The organism is Pseudomonas tohonis, from assembly GCF_012767755.2.
GTDB lineage: Bacteria > Pseudomonadota > Gammaproteobacteria > Pseudomonadales > Pseudomonadaceae > Metapseudomonas > Metapseudomonas tohonis.
The window spans coordinates 2668281-2685652 of the sequence record NZ_AP023189.1 but is presented as its reverse complement, the minus strand read 5'-3'; the positions used below and the strand labels follow the sequence as shown (position 1 = coordinate 2685652).

Annotated in this window: 12 protein-coding genes; 6 read left to right on the top strand and 6 right to left on the bottom strand. The window is 68.7% G+C overall.

The features are described from left to right. Positions 1–679 precede the first annotated feature (679 nt). From HSX14_RS12355 to HSX14_RS12335, 5 genes are all read right to left on the bottom strand, one after another. Positions 680–1657 (bottom strand): sensor domain-containing diguanylate cyclase, encoded by a 978-nt coding sequence (locus HSX14_RS12355; protein WP_173179770.1) that lies wholly within the window; start codon positions 1655–1657, stop codon positions 680–682. A gap of 103 nt (positions 1658–1760) precedes the next feature. Then, positions 1761–2336 carry a COG3904 family protein gene (locus HSX14_RS12350; protein ID WP_173179772.1) on the bottom strand — a complete coding sequence of 192 codons (576 nt, stop codon included), beginning with the start codon at positions 2334–2336 and terminating at the stop codon, positions 1761–1763. A 76-nt stretch (positions 2337–2412) separates the two neighbouring features. Beyond that, positions 2413–7320, bottom strand: coding sequence for a PAS domain S-box protein (locus tag HSX14_RS12345; protein WP_173179774.1), 4908 nt, complete (start codon positions 7318–7320; stop codon positions 2413–2415). Beyond that, positions 7317–9044 carry a two-component system response regulator gene (locus HSX14_RS12340; RefSeq protein ID WP_173179776.1) on the bottom strand — a complete coding sequence of 576 codons (1728 nt, stop codon included), beginning with the start codon at positions 9042–9044 and terminating at the stop codon, positions 7317–7319. Before HSX14_RS12340 ends, HSX14_RS12345 begins: the two co-directional genes overlap by 4 nt. Before the next feature lie 475 nt (positions 9045–9519). Further along, positions 9520–10647, bottom strand: a complete 1128-nt coding sequence (locus HSX14_RS12335; protein WP_173179778.1) for a response regulator — start codon at positions 10645–10647, stop codon at positions 9520–9522. Positions 10648–10859: 212 nt separating this feature from the next. Here HSX14_RS12335 and HSX14_RS12330 point away from each other — a divergent pair, with 212 nt between their 5' ends. The 6 genes from HSX14_RS12330 to tam all read left to right on the top strand — a co-directional run bounded on the left by HSX14_RS12330 (position 10860) and on the right by tam (position 16858). Then, the gene (locus HSX14_RS12330) at positions 10860–12119 is read left to right on the top strand and encodes an HD-GYP domain-containing protein (RefSeq protein WP_173179780.1); all 1260 of its coding nucleotides are present in this window, start codon (positions 10860–10862) and stop codon (positions 12117–12119) included. Between the two features lie 67 nt (positions 12120–12186). Next, complete coding sequence (locus HSX14_RS12325; protein ID WP_173179782.1) at positions 12187–12657, top strand: GNAT family N-acetyltransferase; 471 nt, start codon at positions 12187–12189, stop codon at positions 12655–12657. 101 nt (positions 12658–12758) lie between these two features. Then, positions 12759–13622, top strand: coding sequence for a subclass B3 metallo-beta-lactamase PAM-2 (locus HSX14_RS12320; RefSeq protein WP_173179784.1), 864 nt, complete (start codon positions 12759–12761; stop codon positions 13620–13622). A 25-nt stretch (positions 13623–13647) separates the two neighbouring features. After that, complete coding sequence (locus HSX14_RS12315) at positions 13648–14070, top strand: PaaI family thioesterase (protein ID WP_173179786.1); 423 nt, start codon at positions 13648–13650, stop codon at positions 14068–14070. 753 nt (positions 14071–14823) lie between these two features. After that, the gene (locus HSX14_RS12310; protein ID WP_173180401.1) at positions 14824–15690 is read left to right on the top strand and encodes a DMT family transporter; all 867 of its coding nucleotides are present in this window, start codon (positions 14824–14826) and stop codon (positions 15688–15690) included. A 397-nt stretch (positions 15691–16087) separates the two neighbouring features. Further along, the gene (gene tam, locus HSX14_RS12305; RefSeq protein WP_173180400.1) at positions 16088–16858 is read left to right on the top strand and encodes a trans-aconitate 2-methyltransferase; all 771 of its coding nucleotides are present in this window, start codon (positions 16088–16090) and stop codon (positions 16856–16858) included. Positions 16859–16983: 125 nt separating this feature from the next. Here tam and HSX14_RS12300 read toward each other — a convergent pair whose 3' ends face one another. Beyond that, a complete protein-coding gene (locus HSX14_RS12300; RefSeq protein ID WP_173180399.1) occupies positions 16984–17346 on the bottom strand; it encodes a DUF3509 domain-containing protein in 363 nt (120 codons plus the stop codon). Between the last annotated feature and the right edge of the window lie 26 nt (positions 17347–17372).

Below are 17372 nucleotides of genomic sequence, written 5' to 3'. Positions count from 1 at the left end.
GGCGCCAACCTACGGCTGGAAACCGGGTGGGCGCCGCTGGTGGAGGTGAAGAGCGACCTCCACCCTACGCAGCGGTCGAGGCCGTGCATTAGGTGCACCCGCTTCCGCCGTGGGAGCGAATTCATTGGCTCGGTCTGCGTTAGCTGTTGTGGGTTCAACGAGAAGGCTCAAGAACGGTGCTTTCAGGGACTTTCGGGATTCCTGAAACGCCCACCGCATGGGTTTCGCTTCGCTCTACGCCATCCTACGGAAGCCGCCAGCCGCGGCGTTCACCCGGTGGTGATGCGCACATCAATGTGAGGTATTGAGCATCGATGTTGGAGCAGCGGCAAAAAGCCCCTTTCAGGAGGCCGAGCGCAATCGTCGTGGAAGGGGTTGAGCGACATGGATGTCGCGAGAGCGCTGCCGGGCCAGGGATGGCCCGTCAGCGCGGGCCCCTGGAACGACGATGGAGCGAGGGGAGTCTGGCGAAGCCAGACCCGTATGCAGGGGCAAGTTTTTTGGTTCCTTTTCAACGATTGGAAAAGGGACTCGCCCGGGGGGCGAAACCGGAAGTATCAGCAAAGCTCGGCAATCAGCTGGACTTGAAATTTTCTAGCAACTCTTAACGCAGACAGAGCCAATTCATTCGCGAAAGGGCGAAGCCGCTGCGTTGGGCCTCGCTGCGCTCGGCGCCAGCCTAGGAGGCTGTTCCGCCCTGTTCCTGCCGGGCCTCGGGCTCGGCCCACTGGCCGGCTTCGAAGCGGTTGCGGCCGCCCTGCTTGGCCCGGTACAGCAGGCGGTCGACGGATTCGACGAAGGCAAGCGCCTGGTCGTGCTGGGTGGGGATGATGGTGCCGACGCCGAGGCTGACGGTGAGCAGCGAGGCGACCCCGGATTTCTCGTGGGGGATGCAGCGCTCGCGCAGCAGGCGGCGGCAGCGCTCGGCCACCTGGCGGGCGGCGTCGGCGTCGGTTTCCGGGAGGATGAGGACGAACTCCTCGCCGCCGAAGCGCCCCACGAGGTCACGTGGGCGGTTGGCGGCCTCGCTCAGCGCCTGGCCGACGCTCTTCAGGCAGTCGTCGCCCTGGATGTGGCCGTAGTGGTCGTTGTACTGCTTGAAGTAGTCGATATCGAGGAGGATCAGCGACAGCGGCTGCCGGGTGCGCTGAGCGTTGGCCCACTCCACGTCCAGGGTCGAGTCCACCATGCGCCGGTTGGCCACGCCGGTCAGGCCGTCCTTGTAGGAGAACTCTTCCAGCTGCTTCTGCAGCTCCACCAGCTTCTGCTCGGCGTGCTTGCGCTCGCTGATGTCGAACATGAAGCCGATCAGCGCTTGCACCTCGCCCGCCTCGTCGCGCATCACGTGCACCACATCGCGGATCCACACGTAGTCGCCGGCGGCGGTGAGGGCGCGGTAGTCGGCCTCGTGGTCGGTGCCGGCCTGGGACTGCGAGACGCAGAAGGCGACCACGGCGTCGCGGTCCTCGGGGTGCATGCGTTCGGCCCAGTCGTCGACGCTGATCCAGCTGGACGGGCTCCAGCCCAGCAGTGCCTCGATCTGGGGGCCGATGTAGGCGAAGGTCATGGTCTTCCAGTCGATCTTCCAGGGGATCGCCCTGGTGGACTCCAGCAGCGTCTTGTAGACCGCATTGGTGGTTTCGACTTCGTCTTTCATGGCGGCATGTTCCGGCGACGGCGTGATGGCCCATGGCTTTTATACAGCAAGCCCGCGGGCCTGGAACCCCCGCCGACAGGGCGTTTGGTCGGCTGGCGCGGGGCTACTTCCCGGAGAGGCGGTAGCGCGCCAGCTCCGCCGCCGAGAGCACGCGCATCTGCCGGGGGTCGGTGCGCTGCATGTCCTCCAGCAGGCTGGGCGGGATGTTCATTTCCTTGAAATAGGCGGCGGAGTTGTAGCGCACGCCCTTGTACAGCGCCTCGTCGCGGGAGGAATCGCCGTGGGCGTAGTAGGGGCGGTGCAGGCCCACCGAGCCGCTGACGATCTTGCCGCGCCCGGCGGCCAGCAGGTAGACGCAGGTGCCCTGGCACAGGCCGGTGGACGGCACCAGTGCGTCGAAGCCGGTCTCGCGCAGCAGGCGGCCCATGCGGATGGCCTCCGGCACGCTGCCGCCGATGCTGTCCAGCAGGACGATCTTGCGCACGTAGGTGCCTGGATTGCCGAGCACGCCCTTGATCAGCGTGTCGTAGTCACCGGGGGCGATGTCTTCGGAAACCTTGGCCACCAGCATCGGGCCGGACTTGTGCTGGACGGCCTCCACCTCGACCCGCGCGAAGGCGGTGGCCGAACAGAGGGCGCCGAGGCCGAGGATGGCGGCGCGGAGAAAGGTGCAGGTCATGCGGCGAAACCCTGGGGAACAACTGGGAAAGTGCGCACGATACCTGCTGGCACGGACGCCGCACAGGGCCGACCGCCTATCCGTGGCCCTCGCCCCGGTGCAGGCGCAGGCCGCATTCGCGGGCAGCCTCGAATTCCAGCTCGTCCACCAGGCGGACGAAGGCCAGGCAGGCCTCGCGCATGGACGGCGGTGCCTTGTGCAGCAGCGGCTCGGTGTGGTCCAGGGCCGCCAGGCTGCCGGTCTCCAGCAGCTCCATCACCTTGCCCAGCGCCGCCTGCCAATCCGCCATGGCCTGCGCCCCGACCTGCTCGAAACGCGGGTCGCGCACGGGCGGCGGCGGCGCGACCTGCGGGGCGGCCGCGCCGGGGAAGAGCTGGTCCAGCTCCGCGCTGCTGCGCTGCAGCAACGCTTGCAGCTCGTCGAGCCAGGGCGGCTCATGGAGGAAGGCGGCGGCCTCCTCGGGTGCCAGGTGCAGGCCCTGCTGCTCCAGCTCGCCGGAACGCAGGCACAGGGCGCTGGCCCCCATGGTCCCGGAGCTGCCCTTGAGGCCATGGAGCACGCCGACCACGGCGCGCAGGTCGCCGCTGGCGACGAACTCGCGCAGGCGCTGCATCTGCTTCTGCATCTCGGTATCGAAGCTGGCGAGCACCGTCATCAGCAGGCCCTGGTGGCCACCGAAGCGCGCCAGGATGGCCGCACGGGACTCCACCACGGAGGCCTGCCCCGCTTCCGCCCGCGGCGGCGCCGCGTGGATGGCGGCGCCGGGCTGGGTCCAGCGCAGCAGCGTGGCCACCAACTGGTGGATGTCGATGGGCTTGCCGACATGGTCGTCCATGCCGGCATCCAGGCAGCTCTGCCGGTCCTGTGCGGCTGCATTGGCGGTCATGGCGATGATCGGCAGCATCGGGTAGCGGCCGTCGGCACGGATGCGCCGGGTGGCTTCGAGGCCATCGATGTCGGGCATCTGGACGTCCATCAGCACGGCGTCGAACGCCTTCAGGCTGCCGAGCACCGCCTGCACGCCCTCCAGGCCGCCCTCGGCCAGCCGCACCTCGGCGCCCTCGCGCACCAGCAGCTCGGACGCCACCTGGCGGTTGAGCGCGTTGTCCTCCACCACCAGCAGGCGCAGCCCGGCGAGGCGCCGCCGGGCCCCTTCGTGGGGGGCGACCGGAGCCTCCAGCTGCCCCAGGGCACGCTGCACGGCACTGGCCAGCTGCAGGGGGGTGACCGGCTTGGTGAGGAAGCCGGCGAACGGCGCCCCGCCCTGCTGGCTGCGATCAGCCAACACCTCGCTGCCGTGTGCGGTGATCATGAGGATGCGCGGCACCTGCAACTCGCCCGCCATGGCCTGGATCGCCTCGCTGGCGGCCAGGCCGTCGAGGCCGGGCATGCGCCAGTCCATCAGCACCAGGTCGAAGGGCTCCTGGCGTTGCGCCGCCTCCCGCACCTGGTTCACCGCCGCTTCGCCGGTGGCGACGTATTCGGCCTGCCAGCCCAGGGACAACAGGGTGCGCAGCAGCACCTCGCCAGCCACCGGGTTGTCGTCCACCACCAGCAGGCGCAGCGGTGCATCCACACCCGGGCAGGCCGCGCGCAGGGCACCGGGCTCGGCCAGCTCCAGGGTCACGTCGAACCAGAAGCGGCTGCCCTGGCCCGGCTGGCTCTCGACCTCGAGCCGGGCCCCCATCAGCTCGACCAGGCGCTTGCAGATCACCAGCCCCAGCCCGGTGCCGCCGAAGCGCCGCGAGGTGGAGGCCTCGGCCTGGGTGAAGCCATCGAAGATGCGTTCCAGCTGCTCCGCGCTGATGCCGATGCCGGTGTCGCTGACCGAGACCCGCAGCAGCACCGAGCCCTCGAACAGGCGGAGCAGGCGGAAGCCCACCACCACCTGGCCGACGCTGGTGAACTTGAGGGCGTTGCCGGCGAGGTTGATCAGCACCTGCTGCAACCGGAAGCTGTCGCCGACCAGCCGCTGCGGCAGGCGCGCGTCGAGGTCGAACATCACCTCCACGTCCTTGTCGCCCTGGTTGCCGGCGAGCACCACGGCGAGGTCGCGCATCAGCGCTTCCAGTTCGAAGTCGTGGGGGTCGAGCTGCAACTTGCCGGCCTCGATCTTGGAGTAGTCGAGGATGTCGTTGAGCAGCCCCAGCAGGGAGCGGGCGGCGGTCTGCGCCTTGAGCACGTAGTCCAGCTGGCGCTCGTTGAGCTCGGTGCCCTGGACCAGTTGCAGCATGCCCAGCACGGCGTTCATCGGCGTGCGGATCTCGTGGCTCATGTTGGCCAGGAAGAAACTCTTCGCGGCGCTCGCGGCATCGGCCTTGTCGCGCGCCTCGAGCAGGCGCGACTCCAGCTCGCGCTGGGCGGTGATGTCGCGGTTGATGCCGGTGACCTTGGTCGGCTGGCCCTGGGCGTCGCGCTCGATCTGCGCCGCGGCCTGGATGAAGCGCACCTGGCCGTCGGGGCGGACGATGCGGAAGATCGGTTCGTAGCGCGCGCTGCCGTCGATGGCGGCGAGCAGCTGCTTGGCCACCCGGTCGATATCCTCCGGGTGCACGCGGGCCTGCCAGTGCTCCAGCAGCAGGCCCCGCTCGCCCTGCTCGGGCGGCTGGCCGTAGATCTCGTACATGCGGGCGTTCCATTGCAGCGTGTCGTCCGCCAGGGTCCAGGACCAGATGCCCAGCTCGGCCACCTCGGCGGCCAGCAGCAACTGGTCGCGGGCGGCCAGCAGGCTCTTGCGCTGCAGGTGCAGCTGGGTCAGGTCGGTGACCACGCAGACCAGGCGCTGCTCGCCGTTGGTCCCCATGGCGGCCAGGGTGAGCTGCATGGGGAAGCTGCTGCCATCGCCACGCAGCCCCCAGAGTTCCTGGCCGCTGGGCCCGGCGCCGGTCGCCGCGCCGGTGTAGCGGGCCAGCAGCTCGGTGAAGGCCGCGCGCGAGGCCGGGTCCACCAGTTCTTCCAGGCGACGCCCGGGCATGGTCTGCGGGTCGCAGCCGAAGACCACGCCACCGGCCGGGTTGAACGACTGGATGCGGCCGTCGGGGCCGAAGGTGATGACCGGGTTGACCGCCGTGTCCAGCACCGCGCGGGTGGTGGCGAGGCTCTCCTGCAACTTGTGCTCGGCGGCCTTGCGCTCGGTGATGTCCAGGGCGATGCCGAGGTAGCCGTTGGGCTTGCCGCTGGCGTCGCGGATGGCGGTGACCACCAGGGTCACCGGGAAGCGCGTGCCGTCCTTGCGCACGTAGGTCCATTCGCGCGCCTCGGCGCCCTCGTGCTCGGGCACATGGACGAAGACGCGGAAGCCCTGGATCGGCTGGCGGTAGCGCTCGCTGAGTTCATGGCCGCGCTCGACCACCTCTTCGGTGACGTGCAGCAGCGCCGGGGTCTGCCGCCCCACCAGCTCCTTCGCCGTATAACCCAGCAGGCGCTCGGCACCGCGGTTGAAGACGCGGATCAGGCCGTCGGCATCGGTGGCGATGATGGACACCTCCGAGGCGGAGCTGAGCACGCTGTCGAGCAGCACGTTGGTCGCCGTCAGCTCCTCGGTGCGCGCCGCCACCTGCTCCTCCAGCCCGGCGTTGAGTTCGAGGATGCGGGCCTCGGCGCGTTTCTGCGCGGAGATGTCGCGCACCGTCTTGGAGATCCCCACCACATGCTGCTGGCGGTCGAGGATGGGGGCGATGGACAGCGAGACATCGACCAGGCTGCCGTCCTTGCGATGGCGCTGGGCATCGAACAGGGCGAGGCGCTCGCCCCGGCCGACCCGCCGCAGGATGTCGGTCTCTTCATCGGCCCGCGCCACGGGGACGATCAGTTCCTTGAGCGTGTGGCCGATGGCCTCCTCCGCGTCGTAGCCGAAGATCGCCTCGGCCCCGGCGTTCCAGCTGGTCACCACGCCATCCAGGGTCTGCCCGATGATGCCGTCGGGCGAGCTTTCGACGATGGCTGCCAGGCGCGAGCGCTGCTCGAACACCTGCTGCTTGCGCCAACCGCTGACGCCGTTGGCCCCCACCAGCGCGGCCAGCAGGCAGGTCAGCGCCAGGCCGCCGCCCCAGGCCAGGCGGGGCGAGAGCAGGTTGAGCTGGGCGGTGAAGGCCGGGTAGGCAGCCAGTTCCACCTCCCAGTGGCGCCCGTAGAGGCTGCGCTCGGCGCGCTGGCTCATCACCTCGGCGCTGCCGTCGGGGGCGGCGGCGCTTTCGTAGAACACATCTGCGGAACCCGGCGTGGTGATGTCGCGCAGGCGCAGTTGCAGGGAGTGGGCATCCACCTGCAGGCCGTCGAGCACCTCCTCGGTGAGCAGCGGCGCGTAGCTCCAGCCGACGAGCAGCCGTTCGCGCTCCTCGACGCTCCCGGGGACGGTCACGCCCTGGTAGATGGGCATCAGCATGAGGAAGGACTGCAGCGGCTTGCCGACCGCCTGCACCAGGGTGATGGGCGCGGTGAGGCGCACCTCGCCGCTGCGCATGGCGGCCAGCGCGGCCTCGCGCCGATTCCTTTCCGAGGCGATGTCCAGGCCGATGGCCGCCGAGTTGTTGGTCACCGGCTCCAGGTACTGGATGACGAAGCGATCGCCCTCGTGCTGGCTGATCTGGCGGATGGTGAAATCCGGCTTGCCATCGGCGCGGGCGCGGCGGAGGAAGTCGGCTTCATCGGCCTGGGCGACCTTGCGGATCAGGCCGAACCCCCGCGCCCCGGGAAATTCGACGGCGATGTCGCGGGAGCGCGCGTAGCGATTGAACAGCTCGCGGCTGATGCCGGCCTCGCCAACCGTCACCATGGCGCCACGGGCGCCGCGCAGGCCGTACTGGTAGAGGCCCAGGCGACGCACCACGGCATCGGCCATGGTGGCGGTGGTCCGCCCCAGCGCCTCGTGGATGCGCTGCTGGTTGTGCTGCTGCAGCTGGTCGGCCACCAGCGCGGTGACCAGCACCCCGGCCAGGACCACGGCCAGCATGCTGTAGACCGGTCCGGACAGGCGCCGGCTCATTGGCCGGCTCCGTCGTCGGCGTCGAGCCAGCGTTGCGGGTGGGTGGTGTTCTCGGCGAGGAAGCGGCTGGCCTCTGGAAAGGGCACCGGCCGGCAGAACAGGTAGCCCTGCATGATCCGGCAGCCCAGCCCGAGCAGCAGCCGCGCCTGCTCGCGGTGCTCGACGCCTTCGGCCACCAGGTCCAGCCCCAGGGCCTGGGCCAGGCGGATGACCGCTTCGATGATCGCCGCGTCGCTGCGGTCGGTGAGCATCTCGCGGACGAAGCTCTGGTCGATCTTCAGCACGTCGATGGGCAGGCGCTTGAGGTAGGCCAGGCTCGAATAGCCGGTGCCGAAGTCGTCGATGGCGATGCGCACGCCCACTTCCTTCAGCGCCAGCAGGGTCTTGCGCGTCTGGTCGATGTCATGGGCCAGCACGCCTTCGGTGATCTCCAGCTCCAGGTGGTCGGGCGGCAGGCCCGACTCCTGGATGATGTCCTTGACCATGCCGAGGAAGCTTTCCTCGCGGAACTGCACGGCGGAGATGTTCACGCTCAGGCACAGCGGGTAGCCCATGTCGAGCAGGCGCCTGGCGTCGTTGCAGGCCTGCAGCAACACGTACTTGCCGATGGGGATGATCAGCCCGGTCTCCTCGGCCAGGGGGATGAAATCGGCGGGCGAGACCAGCGAGCCGTCGGCGGTGCGCCAGCGGATCAGCGCCTCGATGCCCGAGGGGCGGCCGTCGGCGGCGTCGATCTTGGCCTGGTAGAACACCTCGAACACCCGCTGCTCCAGGGCCCGGCGCATGTGGCGTTCGAGCATGTGGCGGGCGCGGGTGCTGGCCTCGATCTTCTCGGAGAAGAAGCGGAAGCGGTTCCGCCCCTCCACCTTGGCCTGGTACATGGCCGAGTCGGCGTAGCGGTAGAGGGATTCCAGGTTGTCGCAATCGTCCGGGTAGACGCTGATGCCGATGCTGGCCGAGAGGTCGTAGCGGGCGCCGTTGATGGTCAGCGGCAGGGCGATGATCGACAGCAGGCGCTCGGCGAAGTCCCCCACCGCATCGAAGCCCTGCACATCCGGCAGCAGCACCACGAATTCGTCGCCGCCCTGGCGGCTGACGGTGTCGACGGTGCGCACCGAGGCCGAGAGCCGCAGCGCCACCTCGCGCAGTACCTGGTCCCCGGTGGTGTGGCCGATGGAGTCGTTGATCAGCTTGAAGTTGTCCAGATCGAGCATCAGCATCGCCACCCTGCCCTGCCCCCGGCGCGCCTTCTGCAGGGCCTGGACGGCGCGGTCCTGCAACAGCGCGCGATTGGGCAGGCCGGTCAGCGCGTCGACATAGGCCACGCGCTTGGCCTGCTCGCGCAGGCTCAGGTGGGCCTTCACGTAGGCGCGCACCACGGGCAGGTTGAGCGGCTTCTGGATGAAGCCCAGCGCACCTGACTCCAGGGCCTGCAGCTCGTTCTCCGGGCCGCTGTGGGAGGTGACGAAGATGATCGAGGCGTCACACAGCTTGGGGTCGGCCTTGATCTGCCGGCAGACGTCGAAACCGTTCATCTGCGGCATCTCGATGTCCAGGAGCACCACGTCGGGCCGGCACGAGCGGGCGATCTCCAGGGTCCCCGGGCCGCCATTGGCGATGTGCACGGCCGCCAGGTCGCGCACGGCCTCGCTCAGCACGCGGATGTGGCTGACCTGGTCATCGACGATGAGGATCACTGGATCGTGGCTGTAGAGGTCATGCATTCCCTAGCTACCCTATTGACACTATGGTCCTGACTAACTGACAGCCTAGACGAAGTTATCCCACGGCTAGGTTCCACTGGACTGACAAGGGTCTCTGCTGGTCGGCGGGCGCCAGGAGCAGCGCACCACGCCCCTTGGCGACCTGCAGTTTTAGTGGGTCCCGCGTTCGCGGGGATGACGAATGGGGGATGAACGCCGTGAAAACCCCGTCACCCTCGCGAACGCGGGGGCCCAGTGAAAGGGGCGCAACGGGAAGCACGAAAACGAATCCTTCGCGGATGCACGGGTTTCCGTTTAGCCCGCAGCCGGTGGATTAGGGCTGTTCTTCGAGTGGCTCCCCGCGTTCGCGGGGATGAGGGGGGGGATGAGCGCTGTGCAAACCCGTCACCCTCGCGAACGCGGGGGTCCAGTGAAGGGGGGCACAATCAGACGTCGGAGCATGCAGGCGCCGCTCGCTCCGGACCCTGTGGCTGCCCTAGCCCACGCCGGCCAGGCGCTTGAGGCGTTCGATCTCCGCCGCCGATTCCCCGACGCACTGGGCCGCAGCCAGGCGCATGACCACCTGCTCCTGGCGCACCTGGAACTGCGGCAGCGCATAGCAGGCGCCGATCAGGTCGCGCAGGGCCATGGGCAGGCCCCAGTGCGCCTTGAGGCGGATGGCCAAGGGCTCGGCGAAGTCGGCGATGGCCTTGGTCAGGGTGTTGTCGTCGAGGCTCTGGCGGCTTTGCCGCATCCACTGCTGGGCCTGGAAGATCACGCACATCTCGCCCAGCCGGTAGAGCAGCGCCGCCGCCTGCAGCGGACCGTGGTCGAGGCCGCACTGGCGGGCGGTGCGTACCACGGTTTCGGAAAGCTGTTCGATCTCGTCCAGGTAGTTCTGCAGGAACAGCTTCAGGAACGGGTCGGTGGTGCTGCCGGCCTGGCGCAGGGCCAGGGCGATGGCGTGGTTCATGCACGTGCGGGCGCCCATGCGCTTGAGCGCGTCGGGCAGGCTGATGCAGGGCGCCTGGCCGCTGCCATAGGTGGCGCTGTTGGCTGCGGCGATCAGGTAGGCGCACAGCGCCGGGTCGCGGTTCCAGTCGGCGGCCAGTTCCTGGAAGTCCATCGGCACGCCCCGGCTGGCCTGTTGCAGCTTGTCCTTCACGTCGGCCAGCAGCGGCACGTCCAGCTGCTCGGCGGTCAGGCCGCGCAGGTGCTCCTCGAAGCTGCCCTGTTGCGCTTCGGGCTCCACCGCCTGGGCATCGCCGGGCAGCAGGCTCTCCAGGCAGGCGATGACCTTGGGCACGTCGAAGGGCTTGGTGATGTAGGCGCTGATGCCCATGGGCCGGGCGGCCATCACGCTCTCCCGGTCGGCGCGGCCGGTGACCACCAGCAGTGGCACGGTCCTGTCGATGCGGCGGATCTTCTGCATCACATCCAGGCCGGTGCCATCCGGCAGGTTCCAGTCGACGACGACCAGCTGGTAGCGGTTCGACCGCCATGCATCGACGGCGGCCTGCACCGCCGCGAAACTGTCGATTTCTGCACCGGGACGGACGCTCAGCACCAGTTGCTGCAGCAGATTGGCGATCCAAGGATCGTCATCGACTATCTGAACCCTCATCGGCTCCCCTCGTCTTCGCATGCCTGGGCGTTTCCAGGGCGCGGTTCCCGGCCCCGGCAAAGAATAGAACAGCCCCGCCGCCATCGCCCGGGACGCTCTGCAGCGCCATCCGTGCGATCGGCCTACGGCCTGTCCAGCCTTGCCTATAGTGAGTGCGTAACCGCCCGTGCCAGGGCTGTTGCCGGGCCCAGCCACTCCAAAGGATGTCGATTGTGCTGAAGCGAATTGCGACCGCCGACCTGCAGCTCGGCATGTATGTCCAGGAATTCTGCGGTTCATGGATGGACCACCCCTTCTTCCGCGCCAAGTTCGTGATCAAGACCGAAAAGGACCTGCAGCGCATCCGCAGCAGCGAGATCGCCGAGGTGTGGATCGACACCAGCAAGGGCGCCGACGTGGCCGAGCACCTGCCCAGCCGCACCGTCGAGGAGGTGGAGGCCGAGATCGACGAGCGCCTGGCCGCCGCCGAGCACAAGCCGCCCCTGCGTCCCACCAGCCTGGAGGACGAGGTGGCGCGTGCCGCCGAGCTTTGCGCGCGCTCGAAGGAAGCGGTGGTGTCGATGTTCGGCGATGCGCGGATGGGCAAGGCCATCGATGTCGAGAACGCTCAGGGGCTGGTGGAGGAAATCTCCGATTCGGTGCTGCGCTGTCCCAACGCGCTGATCAGCCTGGCCCGCCTGAAGTCGGCCGACGAATACACCTACATGCATTCGGTGGCGGTCTGCGCGCTGATGATCGCCCTCGCCCGCCAGCTCGGCCTGGCCGAGGCCCAGGTGCGCGAGGCGGGCATGGCCGGGCTGCTGCACGACATCGGCAAGATGGCCGTGCCCATGGAGGTGCTGAACAAGCCGGGCAAGCTCACCGACAGCGAGTTCGAGCAGGTGCGCAGCCACCCCGAGGCGGGTGCGCAGATACTCCTGCACAGCGGCCAGGTCAGCGCCCTGGTGCTGGACGTCTGCCTGCACCACCACGAGAAGGTCGACGGCACCGGCTACCCGCATCGCCTGCAGAGCGACCAGATCAGCCTGCTGGCGAAGATGGGCGCCGTGTGCGACGTGTACGACGCCATCACCTCCGATCGCCCCTACAAGCGCGGCTGGGACCCCGCCGAATCCGTCCGCCGCATGGCCGAGTGGAGCCAGTCGCACTTCGACGAGGCGGTGTTCCAGGCCTTCGTCAAATCCATCGGCATCTACCCCACCGGGTCCCTGGTGCGCCTGGACAGCGGGCGCCTCGGCGTCGTGCTGGAGCAGCATCCGAAGTCGCTGACCATGCCGCGGGTCAAGGTGTTCTATTCCGTGCGCCTGAAGGCGGCCATCCCGGTGGAGGTGATCGACCTGGCGAAGCTCGCCGGGCGCGACAAGATCGTCGCGCGGGAATCCTCCGCCGACTGGCCGTTCAAGAACCTCGACGAGCTCTGGTCCGGGATCGCCGACGTGCGCCGCAGCCGCGCGGCAGAGGGGCAGCGCTGAAACGGCGCTTGTGCGGGGCGCGGCGCTGCTGTTCCATGTGCGCTCCCCCCCCTGCAAGGACGACCCCATGTACCGCCTGGACTGGCTGCGCAACCACCTGCAGCACAGCGACACCTACGCCCTCTGGCTCTACCGGCAGTTCGCCTACGAGTTCGCCGACCAGCCCCTGGAGGACTGGCAGCGCGAGTTCGCCGAAGGCCAGCGCAGTGGCGAGTGGCAGTGCCTGGTGGCGCTGGACGGCGAACGCCTGCTCGGCGGCGCGGCCCTGGCCGAGGACGACCTGCCCGGCCGCGATGACCTGGGCCCCTGGCTGGCCTGCGTGTTCACCACGCCCGAGGCGCGCGGCCAGGGCATCGCCGAGCGCCTGATCCAGGGCATCTGCGAGCAGGCCCGCCACCAGGGCCACACGCGGCTCTACCTGCACACCCAGGACCGCGCCGACTACTACGCCCGCCGTGGCTGGGCGCCGCTGGAACTTTTCCAGGCCTGGGGCGCCGAGCACACCCTGATGTGGCGCGCCCTGGACGGCGCGGCATGACCGCGCTGAACCCCGGGCGCGGAAACGGGTCAGAGCGGCTCCATGGCGCCCGGCGTACCGGCCGGGCAGAATGCCGCCCCCGTTATCGATGGAGTGTTCCGATGCGTTTGCTCGCCAGCCTCGCGCTGCCCCTGTTCGCCGCCAACCTGGCGGTCGCCGCCCCCGCCCAGCTGCCCCAGCTGGAGGCCTACAAGGGCCTCGACGCCTGGCTGGTGCCGGTGGAGCCCCTGCGCATCAGCGACCACGTGTGGCAGATCGGCACCGCCAGCATCAGCGCCCTGCTGGTGAAGACCGACGCCGGCGCGGTGCTCATTGACGGCGGCATGCCCCAGGTGGCCGACCACCTGCTGGCCAACATGAAGAAGCTCGGCGTGGCCCCGCAGGATGTGCGCCTGATCCTCCACAGCCACGCCCACATCGACCACGTCGGCCCGCTGGCGGCAATCAAGCGCGCCACCGGCGCCATGCTGGTGAGCAACGCCGAATCCGCCGTGCTGCTGCAGCGCGGCGGCGCCAACGACATCCACTTCGGCAGCGGCATGCTCTTCGAACCGATCCAGACCGACCGCCTGGTGCAGGACGGCGAGGCCGTGACCCTGGGCGACACCACCTTCACCGTGCACTTCACCCCGGGGCACACGCCCGGCAGCATGAGCTGGACCTGGGCCGACACCCGGGACGGCAAGCCCCTGCGCATCGCCTACAGCGACAGCCTCAGCGCGCCGGGCTACCAGCTGCGCCACAACGCCCGCTACCCGCACCTCGTGGAAGCCTTCCGCGCAAGCTTCGCCGCCGTCCGCGCCCTGCCCTGCGACCTGCTGCTCACGCCCCACGCCGAAGGCAGCGGCTGGGACTACGCCAACGCCGCCAGGCCGCACCCGCAGCCGGTCAGCTGCAAGGCCTACGCGGACAAGGCCGAGGCGAATCTCGACAAGATGCTCGCCGAGCAGGCGAACAAGCGCTGACATCCAACGACCAGAGGACCCGGACATGGCCAGCAAAGACGCGATCGCGAGTTTCATCAGGGACGCCTTCCCGCAGACCCGCGTGGTGATCGAGGCCGTCGGGCCGATGACCGCCACGGTGTCGCTGCAGGTGGACGACAGCGACCTGCGCCCCGGCGGCACCGTATCCGGCCCCACGCTCATGGCCGTGGCCGACGTGGCCCTCTACGTCGCCGTGCTGGGGCAGATCGGCATCGTGCCGCTGGCGGTCACCACCAGCCTGACCATCAACTTCCTGCGCCGGCCGGAAGGCGGCCGCCGGGTGATCGGCGAATGCCAGCTGATGAAGCTGGGCAAGACCCTGGCCATGGGCGAGGTCTCCCTCTATTCCGAAGGCCTGGACGACCCCGTCGCCCACGTGGTCGGCACCTACGCCATCCCGCCGGAGCACCTGCGGCAGGTGCCGTGACACCGTGCAGGAGCGAATTCATTGGCTCTGTCTGTGTTAGCTGTTGTGGGCTCAACGAAAAGGCTCAAGAACGGCGCTTTCAGGGCGATTCTGGATTCCTGACACATCCACCGCATGGGTTTCGCTTCGCTCTACACAATCCTACAAAAGCCGCCAGCCACGGCGTCCAGCCGGTGGTGATGCGCACATCAATGTGAAGTCGTGAGCCTCGACGTTGGAGCAGCGGCCAAACGCCCCTTCAGGAGGCCGAGCGCAATCGTCGTTTCAGGGGTTGAGCGACATGGATGTCGCGAGAGTCTCGATGGGCCAGGGATGGCCCTTCGAGGCGTGCCCCTGAAACGATGATGGAGCGAGGGAAGTCTGGCGGAGCCAGACCCGTATGCAGGGGCAAGTTTTTTGGTTCCTTTTCAACGATTGGAAAAGGGACTCGCCCGGCAAGGCGAAACAGAAACCATCAGCAAGACTCGGCAATCAACCGGGCTCCAAATCCTCTAGCAACACTTAACGCAGACAGAGCCAATCCATTCGCCCAGCCCATGCTCGCAGGTTGCAGCGATGCGCACCCCATCAACGGTGGTTGCCGGCCCAGCCTGGGGTTCGCTTCGCTCTTCCCATCCTGCGAATAGGCATATGACGGGTCGTGGGAGCGAATTCATTCGCGAATAACCGGCACCTTGGTCGCATTGACCGCCGTCGCGCGGCCGCGCTTGTATGGCGCCACGACAACGACCACCCGACGCTACGGGACCCGCCATGACCGTGCCTGCCGCCCACCCGACCACCACCCGGGGCTCCACGTTGCTGCTCACCGGCCTGGCGATGCTCGCCTTCGCCGGCAACTCGGTGCTTTGCCGCCTGGCCCTGAAGCACACGGCCATCGATGCCGCCAGCTTCACCGTGCTGCGCATCGCCAGCGGCGCGCTGATGCTGTGGTTCCTGCTCAGGTGGCGCAGCGCCGGCAAGCCCATGGCCGGCAGTTGGCCAGGCGCGCTGGCGCTGGTGGTGTACGCGGCGGGGTTTTCCCTGGCCTATGTCCACCTGGAGACCGGCACCGGCGCCCTGCTGCTGTTCGGCGCGGTGCAGTTGAGCATGCTGTCCTACGGCTTCCTGCGCGGTGAGCGGCTCGGGCTGCTGGGCGCGGCGGGCCTGTTGCTGGCCATGGCCGGGTTGCTGGTGCTGCTGTTGCCGGGCGCCAGTGCGCCGCCCCTGGGCAGTGCGCTGCTGATGCTGGTGGCGGGGCTCGCCTGGGCGGTCTATTCGCTGCTGGGCAAGGGCTCCGGCGATCCGCTGGCTGCCACCACCGGCAACTTCGTGCGGGGCATCCCGATCGCCCTGGCCTGCGCCCTGCCCTTTCTCCACGACCTGCACTACGACCCCGCCGGCGCGGGCTTCGCCCTGCTCTCCGGCGCCGTGGCCTCCGGCCTGGGCTACGCCATCTGGTACGCGGCGGTGGCCCGGCTGGCGGCGATCCAGGCCGCCACGGTCCAGCTCAGCGTGCCGATCATCGCGGCGACGGCGGGCATCCTGCTGCTCGGGGAAGCACTGACCCTCACCCTGGCGATCTCGTCCATTGCGGTGCTGGGAGGCGTGGGGCTGGTCCTGGGCAGCAAGGTGCGCTGAAGCAGCGGCAGGCCTCCGGACCTGGGTGGTCTGTCAGATCTTTACCGTTTCGCTATAGCAAAAGGCTTACAAGAGGCAGATGAAATCTCCTCTGCCCGACTTTATCTGACAGACCTATCCTACACACACGACTGAAGCGCAGGACGCGCCCGGTCAGGGAAGATCGACCAACGCCAGGATGGCAGCCGACAGGATGTCGGACGGTCTGGAAAAAGCCCGCTTCGGCGGGCTTTTTACTTTTCTGCGTTCCGCAGGCATTGCTTCCGCCCCGCCCCTCGCCTACCTCGCATCGAGCACGCCTGCTCCCCTGCGGAGCCCTTCGCCGCCATCCAGGCTGGAAGGATCGGCCGCGCTGGAGGATCATCGAGCCCCTCTCACCGCAGCCCGGAGCCTTTCGATGAGCTGGTCCGCCGCGCAATACCGGAAGTTCGAAGACGAGCGCAATCGCCCCATCCATGACCTGCTGGCGCAGGTGCCCGAGCACCCCGTGGCGCGGGCGATCGACCTGGGCTGCGGCCCGGGCAACTCCACCCAACTGCTCCTCGAGCGTTTTCCCGATGCCCGGGTCACCGGCCTGGACAGCTCGGAGGACATGATCGAGGCCGCCCGCCAGCGCCTGCCGGACGTCAACTTCCAGGTGGGCGACATCACCCGCTGGAGCAGCGCCGAGCCGGTCGACCTGATCCTCGCCAACGCCTCCCTGCAATGGGTGCCGGACCACGCCAGCCTGCTGCCGGCGCTGCTGGCCCGGCTTGCCCCCGGCGGCAGCCTGGCGGTGCAGATGCCCGACAACCTGGACGAACCGGCCCACCGGCTGATGCGCGAGATCGCATCCCAAGGCCCCTGGGCCGAGCGCCTGGCGGACGCCCACCGGGCCCGGGACAGCCGCCATCCGGCGTCGTGGTATTTCGGCGTCCTGCGCGAAGCCGGCGTACGGGTCAACGTCTGGCGGACCGTCTACCACCACGCGCTGGCGGGCGGCCCGAAGGCCATCGTCGAGTGGTTCAAGGGCAGCGGCCTGCGTCCCTTCCTCGCGCCGCTTTCGGCCGCCGAGCAGGAGCAGTACCTGGCCCGTTACGAGGCCGCAGTGGCGGGGGCCTATCCCAGCTACGCCGATGGCTGCGTGCTGCTGCCCTTCCCCCGCCTGTTCTTCGTCGCCACCCGCTGAGACGCGCCCAGGCCGATCAGGCCGTTGCGCGGGGTCCGGCGGTGCATTGGGGCTGAGGGGGCAAGGCGTGGGGTGGGGGCGCGATGAGCCCCATCACCCCGGGGCGAGGCGTGCAGCGAGACGACTCAACCCGCCACGGCCTGGCGGCCGACCGAGCCAGGGTGCAGGGCGCGTCGGGCGAACAGCGTCTTGGCGGCGGTGATCTGGATCGGGCCGCCGGTGAAGGTCGGCAGCTCGCCACGGACCCACTGGTTGCCCTCGCCCTTCCAGCTCACTTCGCCCGCGGCGAGCTTGATGTCGCGGATCAGCTCGCGGATCAGGCCGCGCACCCGCTTCTGGCAGAACACCGCGTCACTGTCGATGGCCTTGCGCAGGGTCGGGTGGTCGTCCTTATCGAGGGTCAGCAGCAGCTTGCCGTCGGGACGGGGCGTGATGGAGACGGTGTAGCCAGGGAAGGCGTCGAAGAATTCTTTGATGGCGATCTGCATTGCAATCACTCCTGTCCGGTTCATTG